This is a genomic window from Streptomyces sp. NPDC045955, assembly GCF_056430805.1.
Map to the genome: position 1 here is coordinate 321352 of NZ_JBWKKY010000008.1, position 25974 is coordinate 347325.

Annotated in this window: 22 protein-coding genes; 8 read left to right on the top strand and 14 right to left on the bottom strand. The window is 71.8% G+C overall.

What is annotated here, in order from left to right; translation table 11 throughout:
- Positions 1-175: 175 nt before the first annotated feature.
- Positions 176-553, bottom strand: coding sequence for a PIN domain-containing protein (locus tag AC07F0_RS19275; RefSeq protein ID WP_436725545.1), 378 nt, complete (start codon positions 551-553; stop codon positions 176-178).
- Positions 554-635: 82 nt separating this feature from the next.
- Here AC07F0_RS19275 and AC07F0_RS19280 point away from each other — a divergent pair, with 82 nt between their 5' ends.
- The gene (locus tag AC07F0_RS19280; protein WP_478980312.1) at positions 636-1652 is read left to right on the top strand and encodes a PLL family lectin; all 1017 of its coding nucleotides are present in this window, start codon (positions 636-638) and stop codon (positions 1650-1652) included.
- 99 nt (positions 1653-1751) lie between these two features.
- On the opposite strand, the gene AC07F0_RS19285 is transcribed toward AC07F0_RS19280, so the two are convergent.
- From AC07F0_RS19285 to AC07F0_RS19300, 4 genes are all read right to left on the bottom strand, one after another.
- Entirely contained in the window at positions 1752-3881 is a 2130-nt protein-coding gene (locus AC07F0_RS19285) for a 3-hydroxyacyl-CoA dehydrogenase NAD-binding domain-containing protein (protein WP_478980314.1), read from the bottom strand.
- Complete coding sequence (locus AC07F0_RS19290; protein ID WP_436725542.1) at positions 3878-5095, bottom strand: thiolase family protein; 1218 nt, start codon at positions 5093-5095, stop codon at positions 3878-3880. Before AC07F0_RS19290 ends, AC07F0_RS19285 begins: the two co-directional genes overlap by 4 nt.
- 208 nt (positions 5096-5303) lie before the next feature.
- Positions 5304-6347, bottom strand: coding sequence for a LacI family DNA-binding transcriptional regulator (locus AC07F0_RS19295; RefSeq protein WP_478980315.1), 1044 nt, complete (start codon positions 6345-6347; stop codon positions 5304-5306).
- Positions 6344-8713 carry a glycoside hydrolase family 2 protein gene (locus tag AC07F0_RS19300; RefSeq protein ID WP_478980317.1) on the bottom strand — a complete coding sequence of 790 codons (2370 nt, stop codon included), beginning with the start codon at positions 8711-8713 and terminating at the stop codon, positions 6344-6346. Before AC07F0_RS19300 ends, AC07F0_RS19295 begins: the two co-directional genes overlap by 4 nt.
- A gap of 164 nt (positions 8714-8877) precedes the next feature.
- Between AC07F0_RS19300 and AC07F0_RS19305 the strand changes: the two genes are divergently transcribed.
- From AC07F0_RS19305 to AC07F0_RS19315, 3 genes are read left to right on the top strand one after another with little or no spacing between them, the layout of a single operon-like run.
- Complete coding sequence (locus AC07F0_RS19305; RefSeq protein ID WP_478980319.1) at positions 8878-10191, top strand: ABC transporter substrate-binding protein; 1314 nt, start codon at positions 8878-8880, stop codon at positions 10189-10191.
- Positions 10191-11132, top strand: coding sequence for a carbohydrate ABC transporter permease (locus tag AC07F0_RS19310; RefSeq protein ID WP_478980321.1), 942 nt, complete (start codon positions 10191-10193; stop codon positions 11130-11132). The genes AC07F0_RS19305 and AC07F0_RS19310 overlap by 1 nt, the downstream gene beginning before the upstream one ends.
- Positions 11129-11959 (top strand): carbohydrate ABC transporter permease, encoded by an 831-nt coding sequence (locus AC07F0_RS19315; RefSeq protein ID WP_478980323.1) that lies wholly within the window; start codon positions 11129-11131, stop codon positions 11957-11959. Before AC07F0_RS19310 ends, AC07F0_RS19315 begins: the two co-directional genes overlap by 4 nt.
- Positions 11960-12046: 87 nt before the next feature.
- Here the strand turns inward: AC07F0_RS19315 and AC07F0_RS19320 are convergent, their stop codons facing one another.
- From AC07F0_RS19320 to AC07F0_RS19330, 3 genes are all read right to left on the bottom strand, one after another.
- Complete coding sequence (locus tag AC07F0_RS19320) at positions 12047-13336, bottom strand: ribonuclease D (RefSeq protein WP_478980325.1); 1290 nt, start codon at positions 13334-13336, stop codon at positions 12047-12049.
- Between the two features lie 186 nt (positions 13337-13522).
- Positions 13523-14185: a LuxR C-terminal-related transcriptional regulator gene (locus AC07F0_RS19325; protein ID WP_279541410.1), complete on the bottom strand. Its 663-nt coding sequence runs from the start codon at positions 14183-14185 to the stop codon at positions 13523-13525.
- Between the two features lie 324 nt (positions 14186-14509).
- Positions 14510-15184 (bottom strand): DUF3000 domain-containing protein, encoded by a 675-nt coding sequence (locus AC07F0_RS19330; protein ID WP_478980327.1) that lies wholly within the window; start codon positions 15182-15184, stop codon positions 14510-14512.
- 101 nt (positions 15185-15285) lie between these two features.
- On the opposite strand from AC07F0_RS19330, the gene hemE reads away from it, so the two are divergent.
- Entirely contained in the window at positions 15286-16353 is a 1068-nt protein-coding gene (gene hemE / locus AC07F0_RS19335) for a uroporphyrinogen decarboxylase (RefSeq protein ID WP_478980329.1), read from the top strand.
- 1 nt (position 16354) lies between these two features.
- Here the strand turns inward: hemE and AC07F0_RS19340 are convergent, their stop codons facing one another.
- Positions 16355-17179 carry a rhomboid family intramembrane serine protease gene (locus AC07F0_RS19340; protein WP_478980331.1) on the bottom strand — a complete coding sequence of 275 codons (825 nt, stop codon included), beginning with the start codon at positions 17177-17179 and terminating at the stop codon, positions 16355-16357.
- Between the two features lie 134 nt (positions 17180-17313).
- Between AC07F0_RS19340 and AC07F0_RS19345 the strand changes: the two genes are divergently transcribed.
- Entirely contained in the window at positions 17314-17643 is a 330-nt protein-coding gene (locus tag AC07F0_RS19345; RefSeq protein WP_306962402.1) for a hypothetical protein, read from the top strand.
- Between the two features lie 118 nt (positions 17644-17761).
- Here AC07F0_RS19345 and AC07F0_RS19350 read toward each other — a convergent pair whose 3' ends face one another.
- Both AC07F0_RS19350 and AC07F0_RS19355 read right to left on the bottom strand, forming a co-directional pair.
- The gene (locus tag AC07F0_RS19350) at positions 17762-19153 is read right to left on the bottom strand and encodes an FAD-dependent oxidoreductase (RefSeq protein WP_478980333.1); all 1392 of its coding nucleotides are present in this window, start codon (positions 19151-19153) and stop codon (positions 17762-17764) included.
- 27 nt (positions 19154-19180) lie between these two features.
- Positions 19181-20182, bottom strand: coding sequence for a DUF4349 domain-containing protein (locus AC07F0_RS19355; RefSeq protein WP_478980334.1), 1002 nt, complete (start codon positions 20180-20182; stop codon positions 19181-19183).
- 171 nt (positions 20183-20353) lie between these two features.
- Here AC07F0_RS19355 and hemG point away from each other — a divergent pair, with 171 nt between their 5' ends.
- Positions 20354-21817, top strand: coding sequence for a protoporphyrinogen oxidase (hemG, locus tag AC07F0_RS19360; RefSeq protein ID WP_478980336.1), 1464 nt, complete (start codon positions 20354-20356; stop codon positions 21815-21817).
- A 4-nt stretch (positions 21818-21821) separates the two neighbouring features.
- Positions 21822-22565, top strand: coding sequence for a hydrogen peroxide-dependent heme synthase (hemQ, locus tag AC07F0_RS19365; protein ID WP_478980338.1), 744 nt, complete (start codon positions 21822-21824; stop codon positions 22563-22565).
- On the opposite strand, the gene AC07F0_RS19370 is transcribed toward hemQ, so the two are convergent.
- From AC07F0_RS19370 to AC07F0_RS19380, 3 genes are all read right to left on the bottom strand, one after another.
- Positions 22566-24230: an alpha/beta hydrolase gene (locus AC07F0_RS19370; protein ID WP_478980340.1), complete on the bottom strand. Its 1665-nt coding sequence runs from the start codon at positions 24228-24230 to the stop codon at positions 22566-22568.
- A 139-nt stretch (positions 24231-24369) separates the two neighbouring features.
- Entirely contained in the window at positions 24370-25128 is a 759-nt protein-coding gene (locus tag AC07F0_RS19375) for a TIGR04222 domain-containing membrane protein (protein ID WP_478980342.1), read from the bottom strand.
- Positions 25129-25214: 86 nt separating this feature from the next.
- On the bottom strand, positions 25215-25961 hold the full coding sequence (locus AC07F0_RS19380) for a DUF4142 domain-containing protein (RefSeq protein ID WP_478980344.1): 747 nt from the start codon (positions 25959-25961) through the stop codon (positions 25215-25217).
- Between the last annotated feature and the right edge of the window lie 13 nt (positions 25962-25974).

Below are 25974 nucleotides of genomic sequence, written 5' to 3' on the forward strand. Positions count from 1 at the left end.
GTCGTGCGGGCCCGCTGGTCCGCTCAGCCGACGGGCAGTCGTGCCTCCACAGTGCCTTGAGGGCCTGGGAGGTGCCCCAGGCGGCACGGGCCGCTCCGCCGGGCTGCGCACCCACGCGACCGGGCAGCCGCCGGCAGCTCCCCGCGGCGCCCCGGCCCAGCGCAAAAGGCCGGCCCTACGGCCGTACCGACCGCGGGCCCGTCACCTCCGCCCCCAGCTCTCCGACCCGCCTCCGCAGCTCCCGGTCCGCCGTGACCACCAGCACCGGACGTGCCGCCGCCCCCGCGACCACGTCCACGATGTGATCGTCCCCGCTGCCCGCGGCCGACTCCACCCGAACCCCGGCCACGGACTCGACTCCCCGCGCCGCCCCCTCCACCACGAGCACGATCTCCACCGGCCCGTCGGCAGCCACCCCCGGCACCCCGTCCGAGGCCAACCGGTCCCGCAACCGCTCCGCCGCCCCCTTCCGGTCCCGCCACCAACCGTCCGGCACCGATCCGACGACATTCGCGGCATCGACGACGACAAGCAGGGGAGCGTTGCTGTTCATGTGGTCAGGGTCGCACGGCGGATCTCGGCCGGGCAGGGGGCGGGCGGGACGTCGACACGCCCCGCCCGCGTAAGGTGAACCAGTGAACGGCGACTGGCTCCTCCGCGGCCGCGACGGCCGCCTCACCGTCTACCTGCCCTCCGGCGAAGCCGTCCTGTGCCGTGCGGAACGCGGTCCCGCCGGCTCCTGGGACGGCCCCCGAACCGTCGGCGGCACCCAGAAGCTGCACCCGGGCGTCGCGGTCGGCCAGGGCGCCGACGGCTACGCCCATCTGGCCGCCTGGCGGCCCACTGTGCCCGGCGAGTCCGGGCTCGTGCACTCCACCCACTTCCGGCCCCGTCTCGCACCCCTGGACTGGGTCCCGATCGGGCACCCCGACAAGAAGGGCGACCGGACGGGCGAGCCGGCCGTCGCCGTCGACGCGCAGGGGCGTTGCCATGTCTTCGTCCGTAACAAGGGCGGCGGAGTGAGCCTGCGCAACCAGAAGGAGAAGGGCGGCTGGGGCGCCTGGCAGGACCTGGAGGGGCACGACGTGCAGGGGGAGTTGGCCGCCGTCACGGGGGAGTCGGGACTGGTCGAGGTGTACGCCGCCGCCGGCGGCGGGATTCTGCACTGGCGGCAGGAGGAGCCGGGCCGTACCCCGGTGCGGGGGGAGGGGGCCGATGTGCCCGTGCGTCCGGGGACCCTGCGCGCTCTCGCCACGTCTCCCGAGCGCACCACTCTCTTCTTCACGGACACCTCCGGCGACCTGTGCGCCTGGCGCCCCGGGGAGAAGCCGGTGACGCTCATCGCCTCCGCCGGGCCGGGGCCCGTGTCCGCCGTGCGCTGTGAGATCCAGGGGTACGACTGCACCGTGCTCGCCCAGCGGGCGTCGAGCGGCCGGGTCGCCTTCGCCGCCTATCCGACCGAACAGGAGTCCGCCGGGGCCTGGTGGACCGAGTCCGGCCCTCAGTTGCCCGCCGACGCCACGGTGTCGCTGGCGCTCGACGAGCACGAGGAGGTCGTCGCGGCCTCCCTCTCCCCGTCGACCGGAAAGTTGCTGTTCACCCGCCGCAAGGACGAGCCGGGGCTCGCGCTGCGGGCGTGGCGGGAGATCTGACACGCCGTTGGTGTGGCCCGGCCGGGGCCGTGACGGCATGCAGAAGGGGGTGGGGCGTCCGGATCGTACCGACGCCCCACCCCCCTCAGGGGTTACGCGTTACGCGGGGACGCTCGCCACGCCCTGCGCCAGGAACCTCTTGCCGTTGACCCGCTCGGAGACGCCCTCGCGGTCCAGGTACGGCGTGATGCCGCCCAGGTGGAACGGCCAGCCGGCGCCCGTGATGAGGCACAGGTCGATGTCCTGCGCCTCGGCGACGACGCCCTCGTCGAGCATGATGCCGATCTCCTGCGCGACCGCGTCCAGGACGCGGTCGCGGACCTGCTCCTCCGTCAGGACGGTGTCGCCCTGCTTCAGCAGCGCGGCGACCTCCGGGTCCAGCTCGGGCTTGCCGCTGTCGTAGACGTAGAAGCCGCGCTTGCCCGCCTCGACGACCGCCTTGAGGTTCGGGGAGACCGTGAAGCGGTCCGGGAACGCCTTGTTGAGCGTCTCGGAGACGTGCAGGCCGATCGCCGGGCCGACCAGCTCCAGCAGGACCAGCGGCGACATCGGCAGGCCCAGCGGCTCGACGGCCTTCTCGGCGACCTCGACCGGGGTGCCCTCGTCGATGACGTTCTGGATCTCGCCCATGAAGCGGGTCAGGATGCGGTTCACGACGAACGCCGGGGCGTCCTTCACCAGTACCGCGGTCTTCTTGAGCTTCTTTGCGACGCCGAACGCCGTGGCCAGGGAGGCCTCGTCGGTCTGCTCGCCGCGGACGATCTCCAGCAGCGGCAGCACGGCGACCGGGTTGAAGAAGTGGAAGCCGACGACCCGCTCGGGGTGCTTCAGCTTCGACGCCATCTCCGACACCGACAGCGAGGAGGTGTTGGTGGCCAGGATCGCGTGCGCCGGAGCGACCGCCTCGACCTCCGCGAACACCTTCTGCTTGACGCCCATCTCCTCGAACACGGCCTCGATGATGAAGTCCGCGTCCGCGAAGCCCTCGGCCTTGTCCAGGACACCGCTCACCAGCGCCTTGAGGCGGTTGGCCTTGTCCTGGTTGATGCGGCCCTTGCCGAGCAGCTTGTCGATCTCGGCGTGGACGTAGCCCACACCCTTGTCGACGCGCTCCTGGTCGATGTCGGTCAGCACGACCGGCACCTCAAGGCGGCGCAGGAACAGCAGGGCGAGCTGGCTGGCCATCAGACCGGCGCCGACGACACCGACCTTGGTGACCGGACGGGCCAGGTTCTTGTCCGGGGCACCGGCCGGGCGCTTGCCGCGCTTCTGCACCAGGTTGAAGGCGTAGATGCCGGCCCGCAGCTCGCCGCCCATGATCAGGTCGGCGAGCGCCTTGTCCTCGGCGTCGTAGCCCTGCTGGAGGTCGCCGTTCTTGGCGGCGGCGATGATGTCCAGGGCGCGGTAGGCGGCCGGGGCCGCGCCGTGCACCTTGGAGTCCGCGATGAAACGGCCCTTGGCGACGGCCTGGTCCCAGCCCTCGCCGCGGTCGATCACCGGGCGCTCGACCTCGATCTCGCCCTTGAGGACGGACGCGGTCCAGATCAGCGACTGCTCCAGGAAGTCCGCGCCCTCGAAGAGCGCGTCGGCGATCCCGAGCTCGTAGACCTGCTTGCCCTTGAGCTGCTTGTTCTGGTTGAGGCTGTTCTCGATGATCACCGAGACGGCCTTGTCGGCGCCGATCAGGTTCGGCAGCAGCGTGCAGCCGCCCCAGCCCGGGACCAGGCCGAGGAACACCTCGGGGAGCGAGAACGCCGGGAGGGCCGCGGAGACGGTCCGGTAGGAGCAGTGCAGACCGACCTCGACGCCACCGCCCATCGCGGCGCCGTTGTAGTACGCGAAGGTCGGTACGGCCAGCTTCGACAGCCGCTTGAAGACCTCGTGGCCGCCCTTGCCGATGGCGAGGGCGTGCTCGTACTCCTTGAGGATCTCCACGCCCTTGAGGTCGGCGCCGACCGCGAAGATGAACGGCTTGCCGGTGATGCCGACGCCGACGATCTCGCCGTCCGCGGCCTCCTTCTCCACCTGGTCGATCGCGGCGTTCAGGTTCGCCAGCGAGGCCGGGCCGAAGGTGGTCGGCTTGGTGTGGTCGTGGCCGTTGTCCAGGGTGATCAGGGCGAAGCGCCCGGCACCCGCGGGGAGGTCGAAGTGGCGTACGTGCGCCTGCGTGACGACCTCGTCCGGGAACAGCTCGGAAGCCTGCTTCAGAAGCTCGGCGGTGGTGCTCACTTGTCCCCCTCGAAGTGCGGGTTCTCCCAGATGACCGTCGCGCCCATGCCGAAGCCGACGCACATGGTCGTCAGGCCGTAGCGGACGTGCGGCTGCTCCTCGAACTGGCGGGCCAGCTGCGTCATCAGACGGACACCGGAGGAGGCCAGCGGGTGGCCGAAGGCGATGGCGCCGCCGTACTGGTTGACGCGCTCGTCGTCGTCGGCGATGCCGTAGTGGTCGAGGAAGGCCAGCACCTGGACGGCGAAGGCCTCGTTGATCTCGAACAGGCCGATGTCGGAGATCGACAGGCCCGCCTGGGCCAGCGCCTTCTCCGTCGCCGGGATCGGGCCGTAGCCCATGACCTCCGGCTCGACGCCCGCGAAGGAGTAGGCGACCAGGCGCATCTTCACGGGGAGGTCGTTCTCCCGCGCGAACTCCTCGGAGGCGATGAGCGAGGCGGTGGCGCCGTCGTTCAGACCGGCCGCGTTACCGGCGGTGACCCGGCCGTGGACGCGGAACGGGGTCTTGAGGCCCTGGAGGTTCTCCAGGGTCGTGCCCGGGCGCATCGGCTCGTCGGCGGTGACCAGGCCCCAGCCCGTCTCACCGGCCTCCGCGTTGGTCCGGCGAACCGAGACCGGCACCAGGTCGGCCTGGATCTTGCCGTTGGCGTACGCCTTGGCGGCCTTCTCCTGGGAGCGCACGGCGTACTCGTCGGCGCGCAGCTTGGTGATCTGCGGGTAGCGGTCGTGCAGGTTCTCCGCGGTCATGCCCATGAACAGGGCCGACTCGTCGACCAGCTTCTCGCTGACGAACCGCGGGTTCGGGTCGACGCCCTCGCCCATGGGGTGACGTCCCATGTGCTCGACACCGCCGGCGATGGCGATGTCGTACGCGCCGAAGGCGACGGAGCCGGCGACCGTGGTGACGGCGGTCAGGGCGCCGGCGCACATGCGGTCGATGCTGTAGCCCGGGACGGACTGCGGCAGGCCGGCGAGGATCCCGGCCGTGCGGCCGATGGTGAGGCCCTGGTCGCCGATCTGCGTGGTCGCGGCGATGGCGACCTCGTCGATCTTCTTCGGGTCGAGGCCGGGGTTGCGGCGCAGCAGCTCCCGGATCGCCTTCACGACGAGGTCGTCGGCACGGGTCTCGTGGTAGATGCCCTTCGGGCCCGCCTTGCCGAACGGGGTGCGGACGCCGTCTACGAAGACGACGTCCCTGACGGTACGAGGCACGATGGCTCTCCTCCAGGGTCCAGGACGCTGAGCGCTTGCTCATCCCATGCTACTTATGAGTAACGTAGCTGCCCAGTCCTGACATGGCGAGCGGTGAAGGTCACACAATCTCCGGTGGGGCAGCGCCTCGCTTGTCAGGGGCGCGGGGCGGTGTCAATGTGCGGCTCCGCCGCGTGGGCGCGACCAGCCACGTCGGACCCGCACGCCCCTACGGCGCCGACCGAGGCGGCGCGGTGGAGCCCCGAGGTGTCAGAACAGGCGTCGGCACAGGATGCGACCCGTTCTCACCCCCGGTGATCACCGAGAACAACGTCCGGGCCACCTCCGCCCCGAACCCGTGCACGTCATGACTCATCGCGGACAGCGTCGGATGCGTCAACCGGCACAGCTGCGAGTCGTCCCAGGCCAGCAGCGACACGTCCTCCGGCACCCGCAGTCCCATCTCCGCCGCCACCGACAACCCCGCCACCGCCATGACGTCGTTGTCGTACACGATCGCGGTCGGCCGGTCCGGCGGCGCGGCCGTCAGCAGGGAGCGCGTCGCCCGCGCCCCCGCGTCCCCGGAGAAGTCCGTCGCCACCTGCCACGCCCCGGCCAGCGCCAGCGTCCCCGCCGCCTCGTCGAACGCCGCCGTCCGGATGGCCGTGTGCCCGAGGGCCGCCGCCCCGCCCACCCGGGCGATCCGCCGGTGTCCCAGCGCGGCCAGATACCGCACCGCCTCCGTCACGGCCGTCGCGTCGTCGGTCCACACGGAGGTGAGCCCCCCGGTCAGCGAGGGATGCCCCACCGCCACCACCGGCAGCCCGAGCCGCTCCACGAGGTCCACCCGGGGATCGCCGGCCCGGAAGTCGACGAGGATCGACCCGCCGATCTGCCGCCCCCGCCACCACGCCTCCTGGACCCCCAGCTCCTCGTCCAGATTCCGTACGAGTCTCAGCAGCAGGGAGCAGGAGTGCTCGGCCAGGACGCTCTCCACGCCCGAGACGAACTCCATGTACCAGGGTTCGAGCCCGAGCATCCGGGCCGGCCGGCACACCGCGAGCCCCACCACGTCCACGCGCGAACCGGCCAGCGTCCGCGCCGTGAGGTTCGGTGCCCAGCCCAGCTCCCGTGCCGCCCGGAAGATACGGTCCCGGGTCGCCTCCGACAGGCCGGGCTTGTGGTTGAACGCGAGCGATACGGCCCCCTTGGACACGCCGGCGCGCGCGGCGACGTCCTTGATGGTGACGCGGGGGGCCGGCGTCGCCGTCATCGGGTGGGCTCCGCGCAGTACAGGGCCGAACGAGCACGATCCGCGTCCGGGGTCTTCCAGCCGCGCACCCCGATGGTCACCTCGTCGCCCGGCAGCAGCGTGACCAGCCCCCGGTCGGCCCGCGCCCCCGGATCCAGCCGGTCGGCCTGGAGCAGCAGGTCCCGTACCAGGGTGCGGGCGGTGACGGTGATGCCGTCGGGGGCGAGCGAGACATCGAACTCCGGCGTGGGGTAGGCGACCTCGCGGTCCGGCACCGGGAAGTGCACCGCCCGCAATCCCTCCGCGTCCGCGACCAGAAACTCCTTCGGCCCGTCGGGCGTCAGCTCCCGCGGAACATCGACACGGGCCACCGCCCGCCCCCCGGCCGCCACCGCCACGGCCGCCTGCCCCAGCACCTCGCCCCCGACGGACATCCGCCGCAGGGTCAGCGCCGGCGTCCAGTCCCCGGCCGCCTGGTTGACGGCGGCCAGCACCAGCCCGCCGTCCCGCGGCCGGAGCGTCAGCAACCGGTCCGCGTACAGCCGCTTCAGCTCGTGGTACAGCGGCTTCTCCCGTCCGTCCCCGTCGATCGCCGCCCAGGACGTCACCGGCCAGCAGTCGTTGAGCTGCCAGACGACCGTGCCCGCGCACACCGGCCAGTGCGAGCGCCAGTGCTCGATCCCGGCCGCCACCGCACGGGCCTGGTTGACCTGCGTCAGGTAGTGCCAGCGGTCGAAGTCCCCCTTCGGCACGGCGAAGTGCCGGGCCAGCCCCCGCTCCAGCTTGCCGTTGCCGTCGTCGGCCTTCTGATGGTGCAGCATGCCGGGGGAGTCCGGCGCGAGTTCCTCCCCGGGCAGTGCCCGCCGCAGCGTGGCGTACGCGGGCGGCGCCTGCCAGCCGAACTCGGCGACGAACCGGGGGACGCTGAGCCGGTAGTCGGCGTAGTCCTCCCGGTTCCACACCTCCCAGGAGTGGTGCGTACCGTGCGCCGGATCGTTCGGATGCCGGGTCCAGGACCCGGACCAGGGGCTCCCCGCCGCGTACGGCCGCGTCGGATCCAACTCGGCCACCACCCGCGGCAGTACGCCCAGGTAGTACCCCTCGCCCCAGGAGTCGCCGGCCAGCCGCGGCTCCCAGCCCCAGTCCCTGAAGCCCCACAGGTTCTCGTTGTTGCCGTTCCACAGCACCAGCGACGGATGCGGCATGAGCCGTACGACGTTCTCCCGGGCCTCGGCCTCCACCTCGCCGCGCAGCGGCTGTTCCTCCGGGTAGGCCGCGCACGCGAACGGGAAGTCCTGCCAGACCAGCAGCCCGAGTTCGTCGCAGGCGTCGTAGAAGTCCTCGCTCTCGTAGATCCCGCCGCCCCAGACCCGTACGAGGTCCACCCCCGCCCCGGCGGCCTGCTCCAGCCGCTCCCGGTAGCGCTCGCGGGTGATCCGGGACGGGAAGACGTCGTCGGGGATCCAGTTGACGCCCCGCGCGAAGAGCCGTTCGCCGTTGACGACGAGGGTGAAGCCGGTGCCGTGCGCGTCGGGCCGCCGGTCCAGTTCCACGGTTCGGAAGCCGATCCGCCGCCGCCACACGTCCAGCGCGGCATCGCCGTGCAGCAGCCGCAACTCGACGTCGTACAGCGGCTGTTCGCCGTAGCCACGCGGCCACCACAGCCGGACGTCCGGTACGCGCAGCCGTACGACCCCGCCCGCCCCGTCGATCTCCGCCCGGGCCCGCACCCCGCTCACCGTCGCCTCCAGGGCGAGCGGCACCTCCACCCGGGTCCGCTCGACGTCCACGGCCAGCTCGACGACGCCGACCCCCTCGTCGACGGTGACCAACGGACGCACCCGGGCGATCCGGGCCGTCGACCAGTGCTCCAGGCGCACCGGTCGCCAGATCCCGGCCGTCACCAGGGTCGGCCCCCAGTCCCAGCCGAACGAGCAGGCCATCTTGCGCAGGTACTGGTAGGGCTCGGCGTAGGCGGCGGGCCGCTCGCCCAGCCGTCCCCGCACGGCCTCGGCCTCGGCGTAGGCGGAGACGAACCGCACGGACAGCCGCCCGGACAGCCCCGTCACGTCGAACCGGTACGAGCGGTGCATGTTCCGCACCTTGCCCAGCAGCCGCCCGTCCAGGGAGATCTCGGCGACGGTGTCGAGCCCGTCGAAGACCAGGTCGGTCTGCTCCTGCGCGGACGCGCTCGTGAGCTCCCGTTCATACGTCCAGTCCCGGCGCCCCACCCACGCCACCTCGGACTCGCCCAGACCCAGGAACGGGTCCGGGATCACTCCGGCCGCCATCAGGTCGGTGTGCACGCAGCCAGGCACGGAGGCCGGGAGCGGGTCCGGCTCGTGCCGCAGGATCCATCCGTCGCCCAGCGGTGTGGCCTCCAGCATGCGCGCTCCCTTAACCGGTCCAGTGAACAGTCGTGTACAGGTCTTCGCAGCGTTGGCGGGAATGGGACTTTACCGGTTGAGAAAGCGCTGTCAGAGTGCCGAACCAGCCATACCGCACGTGCTCTTCCGTCCCGAGTTCCTCTCCGCGAACGGAGCTGACGCACATGAACCGCCGTACCCTCCTCGCCCTCGCTGCGGGCGCCGCCCTGCTGGCCTCCGGCTGCACCGGCACCGGTGGCCCCTCGAAGGGGGCCGACGCCGAGGCGCCCGACGACCCCTCCAAGGCCGGCGGGACCATCACCGTCCTGACCCACCGGACCGACCTCGTGCAGGACGGGACGTTGAAGAAGTACGCCGCCGAGTTCAACAAGACGTATCCCAAGGTGAAGGTCGAGTTCGACGGCATCACCGACTACGAGGGCGAAGTCAAGATCCGTATGAACACGGAGAACTACGGGGACGTCCTCATGATCCCCGCGGTGATCGAGAAGAAGGACTACCCGAAGTTCTTCGCCTCGCTGGGCAGTCAGGAGGAGCGGAGCAAGAAGTACCGCTTCACCGACTACACCACCGTCGAGGGCAAGGCCTACGGCCAGAGCCCGCTCGGCGCGGTCCCGGGGTTCATCTACAACAAGAAGGTGTGGAGCGAGGCCGGGGTCACCGACTGGCCCACGACACCGGCCGAGTTCCTCGCCGGCCTCAAGGCGATCAAGTCGAAGACCGACGCGATCCCCTACTACACCAACTTCAAGGACGGGTGGCCGCTCAGCCAGTGGACGGGGGTCAGGGGCTCGGTCAGCTGCGACGAGCAGGCCACCACCAGGTGGGCCGAGGGCAACCCCTGGGCCGAGGGCGCCGAACTGCGGGTGGCGGACACGCTGCTGTACGACATCGTGCACGAGGGGCTCATCGAGAAGGACCCGACGACCACCAACTGGGAGGCGTCCAAGCCCAAGCTGGCCAAGGGCGAGATCGCCACCATGTGGCTCGGCTCCTGGGCGGTCATCCAGATGCAGGGTGCGGCGAAGCAGGCCGGTACCGACCCGGACGACATCGGGTTCATGCCCTTCCCCGCCCAGAAGGACGGCAGGTTCTGCGCGGTGACGTCACCCGACTACCAACAGGCCGTCAACATCCACTCCAAGCACAAGCAGGCCGCCCGTGCCTGGATCGACTGGTTCACCGACAAGTCCGGCTACGCGCAGGACAACCTGGCGCTGTCCCCGCTCAAGGACGCCCCGCTGCCCGACATCCTGAAGCCGTACGAGGAGGCGGGCGTCAAGCTCCTCGACCTCGACGACAGCAAGGGTGCCAGGCTGAAGACCATCGAGAACCAGTCCGAGGTCGGCATCAACAAGCCCGACTACCGCCGGGAACTCGTCGACATGGCCCGCGGCGCCAGGAAGGGTGACCCGGACGCCTTCCTGGACGGCCTCGGCAAGAAGTGGACCGAGACCCAGAAGTCGCTGGGGTCCTGATGACGGGAACGACCGAGACGGCGGCCGTCAAGGCCGCCGCGGGGGCGGGGGCAGCCGCCCCCGCCCCGCGCCGGGCACGTCTGTGGCGCGGGACCACGCCCTGGCTCTTCCTGCTCGCCCCGCTCGCCCTCCTGATCGTCTTCACCTACGCGCCGATCGCCAACATGGTCGCGTACAGCTTCACCGACTGGGACGGAGTGAGCCCCGAGCTGCGCTACACGGGCACCGGGAACTACGCCGAACTCTTCACGCGCCCAGAGCTCTTCGAGGTCTTCTGGGTCAGCGGCTACTACCTGGTGGCGTCGGTGATCCAGATCGTGGCCGCGCTCTACTTCGCCACGATCCTCAGCTTCGACGTCCGCTTCCGGAACTTCTTCAAGGGCGTGCTGTTCTTCCCGTACCTGATCAACGGCGTGGCGATCGGGTTCGTCTTCCTCTACTTCTTCCAGGACGGCGGCACCCTCGACTCGGTGCTGAGCCTGTTCGGAGTGGAGACGGACCGGGCGTGGCTGGGCACCCCGACATCGGCGAACACGTCCCTCGCGGCCGTCTCCGTCTGGCGCTACCTGGGCCTGAACTTCGTCCTCTTCCTGGGGGCGATCCAGTCGATCCCCGGGGAGCTGTACGAGGCGGCCGAGCTGGACGGCGCGAACCGCTGGCACCAGTTCCGCTACATCATCGCGCCGGGCATCAAGCCCATCCTGTCCCTCACCGTGGTCCTGTCGATCTCGGGCTCCCTGTCGGTCTTCGAGATCCCGTACATCATGACCGGCGGCGCGACCGGTACCGAGACGTTCGTGATCCAGACCGTGAAGCTGGCGTTCCAGTTCAACAAGACGGGACTCGCCTCGGCGGCCGCGCTGGTGCTGCTGCTGATCGTCCTGGCGGTGACCTGGGTGCAGCGGCGCCTCGCCCCCGACGACAAGGCGGACCTCGTATGACGCGCCGCGCGGTGGCCCGCGTCCTCGTGTACCTGTCGCTGATCGCCGCGACCGCGGTGGTCCTGCTCCCGCTGGCCGCGGTGTTCCTGACATCCCTGAAGTCCGGGAAGGAGATGGCGGACGGCAGCGGAGCGCTCGCGCTCCCCGGCGACCCGTTCAACTTCGGCAACTACGTGACGGCGTTCCAGGACGGCCGGATGCTCTCGGCGTTCGCCAACACCGCGATCATCCTGGTCGTCGCCATCGGCGGCACGGTCCTCATCGGCTCGATGACCGCCTACGCCATCGACCGCTTCCGGTTCCGCTTCCGCACGTGGGTCCTGGCCCTGTTCCTCATCGCCGCGCTGGTCCCCGGAGTGACCACCCAGGTGGCCACCTTCCAGATCGTCAACAGCTTCGGCATGTTCGACAGCCTCTGGGCGCCGATCGCCCTCTACATGGGCACGGACATCGTCTCGATCTACATCTTCCTGCAGTTCGTCCGGTCGATCCCGGTCTCCCTGGACGAGTCGGCCCGCATCGACGGCGCCAACGCCTTCACGGTCTACCGCAAGATCATCTTCCCGCTGCTGAAACCGGCGATCGCGACGGTCGTGATCGTGAAGGGGATCACCGTCTACAACGACTTCTACATCCCCTTCCTCTACATGCCCTCCGAGGATCTTGGCGTGATCTCGACGTCCCTGTTCCGCTTCAAGGGCCCCTTCGGAGCTCACTGGGAGACCATCTCGGCAGGCGCGATCCTGGTCATCGTCCCGACGCTGATCGTCTTCCTGGTCCTCCAGCGGTTCATCTACAACGGTTTCACCCGAGGCGCCACGAAGTAGGGGGCCTTCTTCCAAGGAGACGCGGGGAACTGCGCGAACCACCACGTCCAGCCCGCAGCCGCCGTACGACGGGAAGGTCTACGGCGGCTAGGCCTCCTTCGCGGACAACGCCTCCACCAACACAGGCGTCACCAGCTCCACCTGCCACGGCCGCGCACCGTACCCTGCGAGCGCGGCCGCCACCGACTCCGCATCCACCACCGCCGGCGGCTCCCAGCACACCCGCCGAACCGTGTCCGGCGTCATCAGATTCTCCTGCGGCATGGTGAGCCGCTCGGCCAGCGCCGAAACACCCGCCCGGGCCGCGGACAGCCGAGCCGCGGCCGCCGGATCCTTGTCCGCCCAGGCCCGCGGCGGCGGAGGCCCGGTCACCGGCTGCCCCGGCTGCGGCAACTGCGCCTCGCTCAACGCCTTCGCCCGGTCCACGGCCGCCTGCCACTGCTCCAGCTGCCGCTTGCTCATCCGGTGTCCGAAACCGTTCAGCGCGGCCAGCGCGTGCACGTTGGCCGGAATCGCCAGCGCGGCCTCCACGATCGCCGCGTCCCCGAGCACCTTGCCCGGCGAGACGTCCCGCCGCTGCGCGATCCGGTCCCGGGTCTGCCACAGCTCGCGTACGACGGCCAGCTGCCGCCGCCGGCGCACCTTGTGCATGCCGGACGTACGCCGCCAGGGGTCCTTGCGCGGCTCGGGCGGCGGCGCGGAGGCGATCGCGTCGAACTCCTGGCGGGCCCACTCCAGCTTGCCCTGCCGGTCCAGCTCCTTCTCCAGCGCGTCGCGCAGGTCGACGAGCAGCTCGACGTCCAGCGCCGCGTACCGCAGCCAGGGCTCGGGCAGCGGCCGGGTCGACCAGTCGACGGCGGAGTGTCCCTTCTCCAGGACGAAGCCGAGGACGCCCTCGACCATCGCGCCGAGGCCGACCCGGGGGAATCCGGCGAGCCGCCCGGCCAGCTCCGTGTCGAACAGCCGCGTCGGCACCATGCCTATCTCACGCAGGCAGGGCAGGTCCTGGGTGGCGGCGTGCAGCACCCACTCGACGCCGGACAGAGCCTCGCCCAGGGCGGACAGGTCGGGGCAGGCGACGGGGTCGATGAGAGCCGTTCCGGCGCCCTGGCGGCGCAGCTGGACCAGATAGGCGCGCTGGCCGTAGCGGTAGCCGGACGCCCGCTCGGCGTCGACGGCGACCGGTCCGGAGCCCGCCTCGAAGTCGGCGATCATCCGGGCCAGGGCGGCCTCGTCCGCGATCACGGGCGGAATGCCCTCACGCGGTTCCAGCAAAGGGATCGGCGCCTCCGTAGCAGAAGATCCGCCGTCGTCCGGAGGAGCGCCTCCGGTGGTTCGCAGTGAGCTGTCTGCTGCGGTCTCGTGGGCGTCGGTCACATGTCAAGGGTATCCGTGTATGGACAGCGCCCGTCGACGGAACGTTCCGTCGACGGGCGCCGGGGGGTCGCAAACCAGTCAGGCCGGGGAAGTGTCGGGTCCGCGAACCGTGAGTGACATGAGCGGGAGCCGGGGCCGGCCCCGTTCACGTGAGTAAATGATCACAAAGGGGCATCGTGGAGCGGGTCAGTGGATGATTCCGGTCCGCAGGGCCACCGCGACCATCCCGGCGCGGTCGCCCGTGCCGAGCTTGCGGGCGATGCGGGCGAGGTGGCTCTTGACGGTCAGCGCGGACAGGCCCATCGAGACCCCGATCGCCTTGTTCGACTGGCCCTCCGCGACCAGCCGCAGTACCTCGACCTCGCGGCCGGACAGTTCGCGGTAGCCGCCCGGGTGGCTCGGGGTACCCGGGGGGCGGCGGTGCAGGCGCGCGGCGGCGGCGCCGATGGGGGCGGCGCCCGGCCGGGTGGGGAGCCCGACGTTGGTGCGCGTGCCGGTGACGACGTAGCCCTTCACACCGCCGGCGAGCGCGTTGCGCACGGCGCCGATGTCGTCGGCGGCGGAGAGGGCGAGCCCGTTGGGCCAGCCCGCGGCGCGGGTCTCCGACAGCAGGGTGAGGCCGGAGCCGTCGGGCAGGTGGACGTCGGCGACGCAGATGTCGCGGGGGTTGCCGATGCGGGGACGAGCCTCCGCGATGGACGAGGCCTCGATGACATCGCGCACACCGAGCGCCCACAGGTGGCGGGTGACGGTGGAGCGGACGCGCGGGTCGGCCACGACCACCATGGCGGTCGGCTTGTTCGGGCGGTAGGCGACCAGGCTTGCGGGCTGCTCGAGGAGAACGGACACCAGGCCTCCTGGGGTGCGGGACGGGGCCGGCTCGTGGGGGGTGAAGCCGGGACGAACCGTGCTTTCAAGGTCACAGTCGTCTTCGGCACCCCACCCGTCCGCCTTTAGGGAATGATCACGAATCGGTGATAACAATCCGTACAATTCGGACACGCGGTCGATCATTCGAAGGCCGGACGGTTTCGGTCTGCGTCGGTACGCGGTCGAAAGTGGCCGTATCGACAAAGTGATTCGGCCAAGAGGGGGACGCAGGTGTGATCGTCGGCAGGGCAGTGTTGACCGCCCCGTACAGGTTCGATCAGTACGGGGTCGGAACAGGTTCGATCAGCGGGACTGCGGTCCTCGCCGCTGCGGCAGCGTCACCACCGACGCGTCCCCCGGCCCGGCCGGCGGCAGCCCCGCGACCTGGGCGAGCAGATCACACCAGGACGCCAGATGCGCGGCCGTGTCCGGGATCCCGCCCAGCCCTTCACGCGGCGTCCAGGAGGCGCGGATCTCGATCTGCGAGGCGGCCGGGCGCGCGGCCAGACCGCCGAAGTAGTGCGAGCTCGCCCGCGTGACGGTGCCGCTCGGCTCCCCGTACGTCAGCCCGCGCGTCTGGAGCGCGCCGGTCAGCCAGGACCAGCACACCTCCGGCAGCAGCGGGTCCGCGGCCATCTCCGGCTCCAGTTCCGCGCGCACCAGAGTCACCAGCCGGAACGTGCCCTGCCAGGCGTCGTGTCCCGCCGGGTCGTGCAGCAAGACCAGCCGGCCGTCTGCCAGGTCCTCGTCGCCGTCGACGACCGCGGCCTCCAGCGCGTGGGCGTAGGGGGCGAGCCGCTTCGGCGGGGGCGTCGGCTCCACCTCGATCTGGGGCCGCAGCCGCGCCGCCCTGAGCGCGTCGACGGCGGCCCGGAAGGGCCGCGGGGCGGTGTCCGCCTCCCGCCGGTCTTTCTCGGTGTCCTTCGCTTCGTCCATTCCGCCAGCGCCGTCCGACAGTCGTCCCTGAGCCGCAGCCATGCCGGAAGGTTACGGGGACCGGAGCCCGGGTGCCGGGCTAGACACCCCGCGCCTCTCCAGGGGCTGAATCACGCCCATCGGGGGCGTGCGAAACTTGGCCCGTGAGTGCCAATGACGCCCCCCGGGCCCAGCAGCCGTCCGCCCCGTACGACTCAGCCTTCCTCAAGGCCTGCCGGCGCGAGCCCGTGCCGCACACGCCGGTGTGGTTCATGCGGCAGGCCGGGCGCTCACTGCCGGAGTACCGCAAGGTGCGCGAGGGCATTCCGATGCTCGAGTCCTGCATGCGGCCCGAGCTGGTCACCGAGATCACGCTCCAGCCGGTGCGCCGGCACGGCGTCGACGCGGCGATCTACTTCAGCGACATCGTCGTCCCGCTCAAGGCCATCGGCGTCGACCTCGACATCAAGCCAGGCGTCGGCCCGGTCGTCGAGCGCCCGATCCGCACCCGTGCCGACCTCGCCCAGCTGCGCGACCTGACCCCCGAGGACGTCTCCTACGTCACCGAGGCCATCGGCCTGCTCACCCGCGAACTCGGCAGCACGCCCCTGATCGGCTTCGCCGGCGCCCCCTTCACCCTCGCGAGCTACCTCGTCGAGGGCGGCCCGTCCCGCACGTACGAGAACGCCAAGGCGATGATGTACGGCGACCCCGAGCTGTGGGCCGACCTGCTCGACCGCCTCGCCGACATCACGGCCGCCTTCTTGAAGGTCCAGATCGAGGCGGGCGCCTCCGCGGTCCAGCTGTTCGACTCCTGGGCCGGGGCGCTGGCTCCCGTCGACTACCGGCGCTCGGTGCTGCCCGCGTCGGCGAAGGTCTTCGAGGCCGTGGCCGGTTACGGCGTCCCGCGCATCCACTTCGGCGTCGGCACCGGCGAGCTGCTGCGGCTCATGGGCGAGGCCGGCGCGGACGTCGTCGGCGTCGACTGGCGCGTCCCGCTGGACGAGGGCGCCCGCCGCGTCGGCCCCGGCAAGGCGCTCCAGGGCAACCTCGACCCGACCGTGCTGTTCGCCCCCACGGAGGCCGTCGAGGCGAAGACCCGCGAGGTCCTGGACTCGGCGGCGGGGCTGGAGGGGCACATCTTCAACCTCGGCCACGGCGTCATGCCGTCGACGGACCCGGACGCGCTGACGCGGCTCGTGGAGTACGTGCACACGCACACCGCCCGCTGACTCACCAGGTGTGCCGGGGCCGCGCCCGCCTGCCGAAGAGGATGCCGCGCGGCTCGGGCGGCGGTGGCGTGCCGGGGCGCAGCGGCCAGGAGATCAGCATGCCGGCGACGAAGCCCACGACGTGTGCCGCGTACGCCACCGTGCCGGCGTCGGAGATGCCCTCGCCGGAGGAGTACACCGCCTGGAGCACGAACCACAGCCCCAGCACGATCCAGGCGGGCAGCCGGAGCGGCAGGAAGATCAGGAACGGGACGAGGACCCAGACCCTGGCCCTCGGATACAGCACCAGATAGGCGCCCAGCACCCCGGCGATCGCCCCCGAGGCGCCGATCAGGGGTGCGCCCGAGCCGGAGTTGAGGAGCGCGAAGCCGTACGACGCCGCGTAGCCGCAGACCACGTAGAAGAGCAGGAAGCGGACGTGGCCCATGCGGTCCTCGATGTTGTTGCCGAAGATCCACAGGAACAGCATGTTGCCCAGCAGATGCAGCCAGCTGCCGTGCAGGAACACCGCCGTCAGGACGCTCAGTTCCGGCGACTTGTCGTAAGGCGGCGGACCGACCACGCAGCCGGCTCCCTGCGGGCCCACCCCGATGTCACCCGTGGGCACCAGCCGGGGCATCTGATGGTGGATCAGCTCCCGTGGCACCGCCGCGTACTGGTCGAGGAACGCCTGGAGGTGACACAGCTGGGCCAGGCTGCTCTCGCCCACCACGGAACCGGCCATGCCGGGAGTGAGCAGGAACACGACGATGTTGGCGGCGAGCAGCGCGTACGTCACCCAGGGGGTGCGCCGCACCGGGTTCACGTCATGAACGGGAATGACCACGCCACACGTGTGCCCGGGGCGCCGCCGGTGAATCGGTCCGGCCGGTGAACGCAGCGGTCAGGGCGTGCGTATGTCTCGGCAACCGCCCGCGGCGCGGGGAAGGCGGGTCGCGGGGCCGACGTGAGGAACAGGCGATGAACGACCGAGTTACTCCTCCGATGCACGCACTGCCCGACGGTGAGGCGGAGCTGACGCTGGTGGTGCGGCTCCCCTGGGAGGACGTGGCCCGGCTGGGCCAGGATGCCGGGCGGCTGGCGGCCCAGATGCGGCGGCCGGTGACGCTGGAGGAGGCGGTGAGTCACCGGTTGCGGTCGACCCGGGTGGCTTCCCACGCCAAGCCGGCCGGGGAGCAGCCGCCGGCGGTGACGGCTTCGGCGTCGGTGTCCTCCTTGCCGTCGCGGCCGCCGGCGGAGCAGGCTCGGCAGGCGATCGACCGGATCAACGGTACGGCTGGGACTGCGTAGGGCTTCGCCGTAGGGGTGCGGGTGCGTTGCCGGGTGCGGGCCCGTTGTGGCTTGTCGCGCCCGCGCGGCGGAGCTGCGGATCGATACAGCCCCGCGCCCCTGACCCCCACACCGTCCCTTACAGAGAACCGCGGACCTGTGCCGCCGCCTTGCGGGCTGCCACCAGCACCGGGTCCCAGACCGGGGAGAACGGTGGGGCGTAGCCGAGGTCCAGGGTCGTCATCTGTTCCGCCGTCATGCCTGCCGTGAGGGCGACCGCCGCGATGTCGACTCGTTTGCCCGCGCCCTCCCGGCCGACGATCTGGACGCCGAGGAGGCGGCCCGTGCGGAGTTCGGCGAGCATCTTGACCGTCATGGGGGAGGCGTCCGGGTAGTACCCCGCGCGGCTGGTCGACTCGATGGTGACCGCCTCGAAGCGCAGGCCCACGCGGTGGGCGTCCTTCTCGCGCAGTCCCGTGCGCGCGATCTCCAGGTCGCAGACCTTGCTGACCGCCGTGCCGACCACGCCCGGGAAGGTGGCGTAGCCGCCGCCCACGTTGGTGCCGATGACCTGGCCGTGCTTGTTGGCGTGGGTGCCGAGCGCGATGTGCCGTTCCTGGCCGGAGACCAGGTCGAGGACCTCGACGCAGTCGCCGCCCGCCCAGATGTTCTCGTGGCCGCGCACCCGCATCGAGCGGTCCGTGAGGAGGCCGCCGTGGGCACCGAGAGGCAGGCCGGCGGCCTTCGCGAGGCCCGTCTCGGGGCGGACGCCGATGCCGAGCACGACGACGTCCGCCGGGACGTCGCGGTCCTGGGTGGCCACCGCCCGGACCCGGCCGTCGTCCCCTGTCACGATCTCGGTGACCTCGGCGTCGTTCACCATCGTGATGCCCAGGCCCTCCATGGCCTTGTGCACCAGGCGGCCCATGTCGGGGTCGAGCGTCGACATGGGCTCGCTGCCACGGTTGACGACCGTCACCTCGTAGCCGCGGTTGATGAGCGCCTCGGCCATCTCCACGCCGATGTAGCCGGCCCCGACGACCACCGCGCGGCGGCCACGCGTGCGTGCCAGCGTGTCGAGCAGCGCCTGGCCGTCGTCCAGCGTCTGCACGCCGTGCACCCCGGGGGCGTCCATGCCCGGCATCTCCGGCCGGATCGGCCGGGCACCGGTCGCGATCACGAGTTTGTCGTACGAGGTCCAGGACTCGGCGCCGGAGTCGACGTCACGCGCGCGTACCCGCTGCCCGTCGAGGTCGATGTCCGTGACCTCGGTGCGCAGTCGCAGATCGATGTCCCGCGCGCGGTGCTCCTCGGGGGTGCGGGCGATGAGCCGGTCCCGGTCGGTGACGTCGCCGCCCACCCAGTACGGGATGCCGCACGCCGAGTACGACGTGAAGTGGCCGCGTTCGAACGCCACGATCTCCAACTCGTCGGGGCTCTTCAGCCGGCGTGCCTGCGACGCCGCGGACATCCCCGCGGCGTCGCCGCCGATCACGACCAGTCGCTCCCTGCGCGTACGGCTCATGTTCATGCGAACACGCTACGGGAGCAGGGCATTTCAGTCCTGCTCGTGAGGCTCGTCAGGAGTGCGCGCGGGCGTGGAGCGCGGGGCCGGCCGGGCCGTCGGCAGCGGGCCCAGGGCGCTCGTGGCGGGCGCGGGGCGCGGGCGGCGCGGAAGGCGGGGGCGGACGACGCGCAGCCACAGCAGCGTGAGCAGGGCGGCCGCCGCCGCGAACGGCAGGACCGCGCCGAGTGCCACAGCGAGCCAGCGCAGCACGGTCACGAACGCGTTCCAGCCACCCGTGACCGCGTCCACGAACCCCGGGTCGTCGTCCTTCGCCTTCTCCTTCTTCACCGGGGTTTCGGACAGCGACAGGGTGATGGTGGCCAGGCTCGTGCGGTCCTTCAGGGACTCCTGGCGTGCGAGCAGCGCCTCCAGGTCGGCCTGGCGGGTGCTCAGCTCGCCCTCCAGGGTCACCACATCGCTGAGCTTCGTCGCCCGGTCCATCAGCTCGCGGATCCGGGCCACACTCGCGCGCTGCGACGTGATGCGGCTCTCCACGTCCACGACCTGGTCGGTGACGTCCTCCGCCTTGGCACTGCGGTCGAGGAGCTTGCCCGCGCCCTCCAGCTCGGTGAGGACCTCGTCGTACTTCTCGACGGGCACGCGCAGCACGACCCGGGTGCGCTCGCGGCCCTCGGCGTCCCGGGTGGTGGTCTCGTTGCCGACGTAGCCGCCCGCGTTCTCGGTGCTGGTGCGGGCCTCCTCCAGGGCCTTCGGGACGTCCTTGACCTGCACGGTCAGCGAGGCCGTGCGGATGATGTGGGTCGTGGGGAGCTTCGGCGGGGCGGTCGCCCGGGCTCCGCTTCCGGCGCCGCCGGGGGCGGCCTCGTTCGCGCCGGCCTTGGCGTCCGACTGCGGGGCGGCGGCCCCGCGGTCGGCGCCGCTGCCGGCGGAGTCCGCGCCCGCGCCGCTGCATCCGGTGAGCGCGAGAGCCGCGGCCACCAGGAGCGCCGTGAGTGCGGGGACGGGGTGGCGGGCGGATCGTCGTGTGCGCATGTGGGCATCCCCCGGGGATCGGTTCGGCTGACGCTTCTTCGACGCCCGGGGGGTGCCGGACGTTTGGTCCGGGACGGTTCCGATGCGGTCACGGTCGGGACTCGTGCCGGACACTCGTACCGGACACCGGGGCGCGGGAGCGCTGTCAGTGGCATCTGAGAGGCTGGGGGCATGCGCGAAGTTCAGGCCCGTGCGGGCATGGGGCAGGTCGTCGTCATCGGGGCGGGCATCGCGGGACTGGCCGCGGCGCACCGGCTGCTGGAGCGCGGGGCGCGGGTGACCGTGCTGGAGGCCTCCGGCCGGGTGGGTGGCAAGCTGCTGCCCGGGGAGGTCGCGGGCGCGCGCGTGGACCTCGGCGCCGAGTCGATGCTGGCCCGCCGCCCCGAGGCGGTGGCGCTCGCCCGGGAGGTGGGCCTCGCCGACCGGCTCCAGCCGCCCGCGACCGCGACGGCCGCGATCTGGACCCGGGGCGCGCTGCGCCCCATGCCCAAGGGCCATGTGATGGGCGTGCCCGGCACCGCCGCCGCCCTGTCGGGTGTGCTGTCCGATGAGGGCCTCGCCCGCATCGACCGCGACGCCGAACTGCCCCGCACGGAGGTCGGCGACGACGTGGCCGTCGGGGAGTACGTGGCGGAGCGCCTCGGCCGCGAGGTCGTCGACCGCCTGGTGGAACCCCTGCTGGGCGGCGTGTACGCGGGCGACGCGTACCGCATCTCGATGCGCTCGGCCGTCCCGCAGCTCTTCCAGGCGGCCCGGAGCCATGCCTCCCTGACGGAGGGGGTCCGCGAGATCCAGGCGAAGGCGGCCGCCGCCCAGCAGACCGGCCCGGTGTTCATGGGCGTCCAGGGCGGCGTCGGCACGTTGCCCCTCGCGGTGGCCGAGTCGGTACGGGCCCGCGGGGGCGAGATCCTCACGGGGACGCCGGTGACGGAGCTGAGCCACAGCGCGGCCGACGGCGGATGGCGCGTGGTCGCGGGGGAGCGGGTGCTGCGCGCGGACGCGGTGGTGCTCGCCGTCCCGGCCCCCGCCGCCGCCCGGCTCCTGCGCACGGAGTCCCCGGGGGCCGCCGCCGAGCTCGGCGGCGTCGAGTACGCCTCCATGGCGCTGGTCACCCTGGCCTATCGACGTGCCGAGGCGGGTCTGCCCGAGGGCAGCGGCTTTCTCGTGCCGCCGGTGGACGGCCGCACCATCAAGGCGTCCACGTTCGCCTCGCAGAAGTGGGGCTGGATCGCCGGCGAGAACCCCGACCTCGTCGTCCTGCGCACCTCCGTCGGACGGTACGGCGAGACGGAGATCCTCCAGCGCGACGACAGCGAGCTCGTGGCGGTCTCCCGGCGGGACCTGAAGGCCGCCACCGGTCTGGAGGCCGCACCCGTCGACACCCGCGTCACCCGCTGGGACGACGGCCTGCCCCAGTACCCCGTCGGCCACCACGCGCGCGTGGCCCGCGTCCGCGAGCACGTGGCGAAGCTCCCGGGCCTCGCCGTGTGCGGTGCGCCGTACGACGGTGTCGGCATCCCGGCGTGCATCGCGAGCGCGTACGCCGCCGTCGACCAGATCCACAGTGACCTGCGGGGTGTGCAGGAGCTCACCGCCCACCCGGTGCAGAGCCTGCACGGCGGAGCGGGAGAATGAGGGCATGAGTGACGACGCCTCCACCACGGCCTCCAGCACCGAGCCCGACCGCATCCCGAACAAGGGCAAGCTGGCCAAGGACCTCAACGAGGTCATCCGCTACACGCTCTGGTCCGTCTTCAAGCTGAAGGACGTCCTCCCCGAGGACCGCGCCGGGTACGCCGACGAGGTCCAGGAGCTGTTCGACCAGCTCGCCGCCAAGGACGTGACCATCCGCGGCACGTACGACGTCTCGGGCCTGCGCGCCGACGCCGATCTCATGATCTGGTGGCACGCGGAGACCAGCGACGCGTTGCAGGAGGCGTACAACCTCTTCCGCCGCACGAGGCTGGGCCGGGCGCTCACGCCGGTGTGGTCGAACATGGCGCTGCACCGCCCCGCCGAGTTCAACCGCTCGCACATCCCTGCGTTCCTCGCCGACGAGACGCCCCGCAACTACGTGAGCGTCTACCCCTTCGTGCGTTCCTACGACTGGTACCTGCTGCCCGACGAGGACCGCCGCCGCATGCTCGCCGACCACGGCAAGATGGCCCGCGGCTTCCCGGACGTGCGTGCCAACACGGTCGCCTCGTTCTCCCTCGGCGACTACGAGTGGATCCTCGCCTTCGAGGCCGACGAGCTGTACCGCATCGTCGACCTGATGCGTCACCTGCGCGCCTCGGAGGCCCGTCGGCACGTCCGCGAGGAGGTCCCGTTCTTCACGGGCCGCCGCAAGGACATCGCCGAGCTGATCGCGGGTCTGGCCTGATCAGCCGAGCGGTCCGCCGGCCCCGGGCTGCTCCGGGGCCGCCGCCCGCGGCGGCGACTGCGGCTGGAACTGCGGCTGGGACTGCGACCGTGGCCGGGGCTGCGGCTTCGGTTCCGGATGCGCGGCGCAGTCCGTACGCCGTCCCGGCAGCCGGCCCTCCAGCAGATACGCCTCCACACGGCCGTTGACGCAGGCGTTCGGCCCGCCCGCCAGTCCGTGCGCGCCGGCGTCCCGCTCCGTCACCAGGACCGAGCCCGCGAGGCGGCGGCGGAGTTCGAGGGCCCCGTCGTACGGCGTGGCGGCGTCCCGCTCGGCGGCCAGGATCAGCGTCGGCGGCAGTTCCCCCGGCCGGGTGCCGACGTCGAGCGGCCGCTGCCGCGGCCCCTCCCAGTAGGCGCAGGGCAGGTTCGTCCACACGTTGTCCCAGGTCTCGAAGGGCGCCCGCCGCGCGAGTCGGGTGTTGTCCCGGTCCCACACCTCCCAGTCCGTCGGCCAGGGGGCGTCGTTGCACTCGACGGCGACGTAGACCGCGCGTGAGTTCTCCGCCTCGGCGGCGGCCTCCGGGTGCTGCTCGGCCTGTTCGACCAGCGGCCCGGGATCGCCCTTGAGGTACGCCGACAGCGCGTGCGCCCGATGTGGCCACTGGTCGTCGTAGTACCCCGCCTGGAGGAACGCCCCCTGCAACTGCCCGGGCCCGACCTTCCCGCCGGCCGGCTCGGCGGCCAGCCGCGCGCTCGCCCGCTCGTAGCTGAGCCGCACCTCCCGCGCGGTCCTGCCCAGCCCGTACACGTCGTCGTGCCGGGCGATCCACTTCCGGAAGTCCCGCCAGCGGCGCTCGAACGCCGCCGACTGGTCGAGGTTGTTGCGGTACCAGATCTGCTCCGGGTCGGGGTCGACCGCCGAGTCGAACACCATCCGCCGTACGTGGCCGGGGAACAGGGTCGCGTACAGGGCTCCGAAGTACGTGCCGTACGACGAGCCCATGAACGTCAGGCGTTCCTCGCCGAGCGCGGCGCGCAGGACGTCGAGGTCGCGGGCGTTGTTCAGCGAGTGGTAGTGCCGCAGCGCGCCGCCGGCCCACTCTGCGCAGCCGCGCGCGTACGCCTTCGCCTGCGCGATGCGTTCCTTCTTGTACGACTCGGAGGGGTGCGTCGGTGACTGGGTGGGCCCTTTGAAGAACTTCTCGGGGTCCGTGCAGGACAGCGGTGCGGAACGGCCGACCCCGCGCGGGGCGTAGCCGACGAGGTCGTACGCGGCCGCGATCCGCTTCCACTCGGGGAGCAGGCCGACGAGGGGGAAGTACAGGCCCGAGGCGCCCGGACCGCCCGGGTTGTAGACCAGGGCGCCCTGGCGGCGGACCGCGCGCTTGTCCTGGTGCGGGTCTTTGCGTGTGGCCCGGGCGCGGCCGACGGCGAGTTCGATCTGCCGGCCGTCGGGCCGGGCGTAGTCCAGCGGGACGGTGACCGTGCCGCACTGCATGCTGCCGGGGAGGTCCTGTGCGTCGGGACAGGGGCCGAAGTCGATGCCGGCCGCCTTCGCCCGTGCGGCGGCCACCGCGGTGCCGCGCAGCTCGGCCGCCGCTCTCGAGCCGTCGGTGTCCGGGACGGCGGTGAGGGCGCTCAGCAGCAAGGATCCTGCGGCCGAGTAGAGGAGGGCGGCTCTCATCGCGTATCCCTTCGGTGCACGGTGGTGGCAAAAGGGATGTTTGGTGCGGTGGTTGGGGAAGGCAAGCACTGTCCGCCGGTGTCGGCGCCAATGCCCCTGGGCGCCCCCGGCCGGTCAGTCGTGTCCCGGAGCGTGCCTGCTAGCGGTGCGTGAAGGCGGCGCGCAGGTCCGGTTCACCGATCGCGCTGACGCCGCGTACGGCCACGGAGGTGAGGTACGTGCGGTCGTCGGCGGTGCCGTCCGCGTTGCGGGTCAGGGCGCCGAGCAGTCGCTGTCCGGCCGGGGACGCCCAGCGCGAGTACGGGTGGATCTCGATGCGGGCGACGGCGAGGGAGCTCAGGGTCAGGGTGAGCGGCAGTGCGAACCACAGGGCGATCAGATGGCGCGGCATGTCCGGCGGAGCGGGCGTCAGCAGCGCGGCGACGCCGAGAGCGAGGACGGCCACGGCCGCCGAGCGCACCTGCCGGACGGCCGCCGCGACCGTCGTACGGGCGCTGTCGGGCACCGCGAGCCCCGCGCGCACCAGCCGGTCGGCGATAGCGCGCACCGCGTCCGCCGTGGCGGCGGTGGTCCGCACCGGCGCTATCCGGGACTGCCCCTCGGGGCCGATGGCCCCGATGACCGACCGCTCCATCTCGTCCCGCCCGCGCGGATCGACGACGGTCGCCCAGCCGGTGTGGGCGAGGAGCAGCCGGCGCTGGCGCGCCATGGCGACGAGCGTCACGTCGGCGACCCGCCGGGGTCCGCCGGAGAGGAACGCGGCCTCGTACAGCGTGAGTTCATGGATCCGGCCGGTGTCCGTGCCGCCACCCGCACCGCGTACGGCTGCCAGGCACAGGCGCGTGCACGCCGTGCCGGCCACGGCCCAGGCCGCCAGCAGGAAAAGAACCCAGAGCATATGTTGTTTGTATGTGACACGGTCCCGAAAACACCATGCCTTGTTCACGATCCGGACGGAGCGTTGTCGGTATGTGACGTTCCGTTTCACTGTTCCGGCGGCGGGCGGAACGTGGGGGGCGGAAGCGTGGTGGCCGGGTCCGGGGCCGGAATCGAGGGTGCGGCCGGGGCGGGTGCGGCCGTCGGGGGAGGGCTCGCGCCGGCCATGTCGCGGGCCATGGCGTCGAAGTCGACGTAGCCCGTGGCCTCCAGGACCTTGATGTGGTCGAGGACGGTCGTGTTGGCGTCGTCGGCGAGGTCGCGCACCAGGGAGTTGCGGGTGCTCGCGCGGACCTGGGCGACGACCGAGAAGACCCTGCCGTGCGCCAGCCGCAGGATGTTGGCGAACTGGCGGTCGTACTCGGCGCCCTGTGCCGCGTCCAGGGTTTCCAGCCACTGCTTCTGCTGGTCGCTGGGCTCGTCCGGCAGGGCGAGGTTCAGCCGCGCGGCGACACCGCGGACCCGTTCGTCGAGGAACCCGTGCCCCTCGACGAGATGCCGGCCCGCCGTCCGGACGGCCGGCGTGGTCCCCTTCGTCTGCGCCTGCCGCCCCGCCGGCAGCTCCCACAGCCCGGCCAGCCGGACCTTGACGAGGAAGTCCTGGTCGAGTGCGGACAGCGGGCCGTAGCTCGTGCGCAGAGTCTGGGCGCTCAGCACGTCCGGTCCCGTCCCCGGCCGGTCGGTGTACGACCAGAGGGAGAAGACCAGCGCGGCGAGCGTCGCCGTCAGGCACGTGACGATCAGCCCCGTGCCGCTGACGATGCCTCGGCCCTTGACGGGCGGTCGCGGTCGCATGGTGGTGCCTCCT

Excerpts from the sequence above, each read along its gene's own strand:
- AC07F0_RS19275 (WP_436725545.1), bottom strand. The coding sequence starts at position 553 with ATGAACAGCAACGCTCCCCTGCTTGTCGTCGTCGATGCCGCGAATGTC.
- AC07F0_RS19295 (WP_478980315.1), bottom strand. The coding sequence starts at position 6,347 with ATGACGGCGACGCCGGCCCCCCGCGTCACCATCAAGGACGTCGCCGCG.
- AC07F0_RS19300 (WP_478980317.1), bottom strand. The coding sequence starts at position 8,713 with ATGCTGGAGGCCACACCGCTGGGCGACGGATGGATCCTGCGGCACGAG.
- AC07F0_RS19305 (WP_478980319.1), top strand. The coding sequence starts at position 8,878 with ATGAACCGCCGTACCCTCCTCGCCCTCGCTGCGGGCGCCGCCCTGCTG.
- AC07F0_RS19310 (WP_478980321.1), top strand. The coding sequence starts at position 10,191 with ATGACGGGAACGACCGAGACGGCGGCCGTCAAGGCCGCCGCGGGGGCG.
- AC07F0_RS19315 (WP_478980323.1), top strand. The coding sequence starts at position 11,129 with ATGACGCGCCGCGCGGTGGCCCGCGTCCTCGTGTACCTGTCGCTGATC.
- AC07F0_RS19330 (WP_478980327.1), bottom strand. The coding sequence starts at position 15,184 with ATGGCTGCGGCTCAGGGACGACTGTCGGACGGCGCTGGCGGAATGGAC.
- AC07F0_RS19345 (WP_306962402.1), top strand. The coding sequence starts at position 17,314 with ATGAACGACCGAGTTACTCCTCCGATGCACGCACTGCCCGACGGTGAG.
- AC07F0_RS19350 (WP_478980333.1), bottom strand. The coding sequence starts at position 19,153 with ATGAACATGAGCCGTACGCGCAGGGAGCGACTGGTCGTGATCGGCGGC.
- AC07F0_RS19355 (WP_478980334.1), bottom strand. The coding sequence starts at position 20,182 with ATGCGCACACGACGATCCGCCCGCCACCCCGTCCCCGCACTCACGGCG.
- hemG (WP_478980336.1), top strand. The coding sequence starts at position 20,354 with ATGCGCGAAGTTCAGGCCCGTGCGGGCATGGGGCAGGTCGTCGTCATC.
- hemQ (WP_478980338.1), top strand. The coding sequence starts at position 21,822 with ATGAGTGACGACGCCTCCACCACGGCCTCCAGCACCGAGCCCGACCGC.
- AC07F0_RS19370 (WP_478980340.1), bottom strand. The coding sequence starts at position 24,230 with ATGAGAGCCGCCCTCCTCTACTCGGCCGCAGGATCCTTGCTGCTGAGC.
- AC07F0_RS19375 (WP_478980342.1), bottom strand. The coding sequence starts at position 25,128 with ATGCTCTGGGTTCTTTTCCTGCTGGCGGCCTGGGCCGTGGCCGGCACG.
- AC07F0_RS19380 (WP_478980344.1), bottom strand. The coding sequence starts at position 25,961 with ATGCGACCGCGACCGCCCGTCAAGGGCCGAGGCATCGTCAGCGGCACG.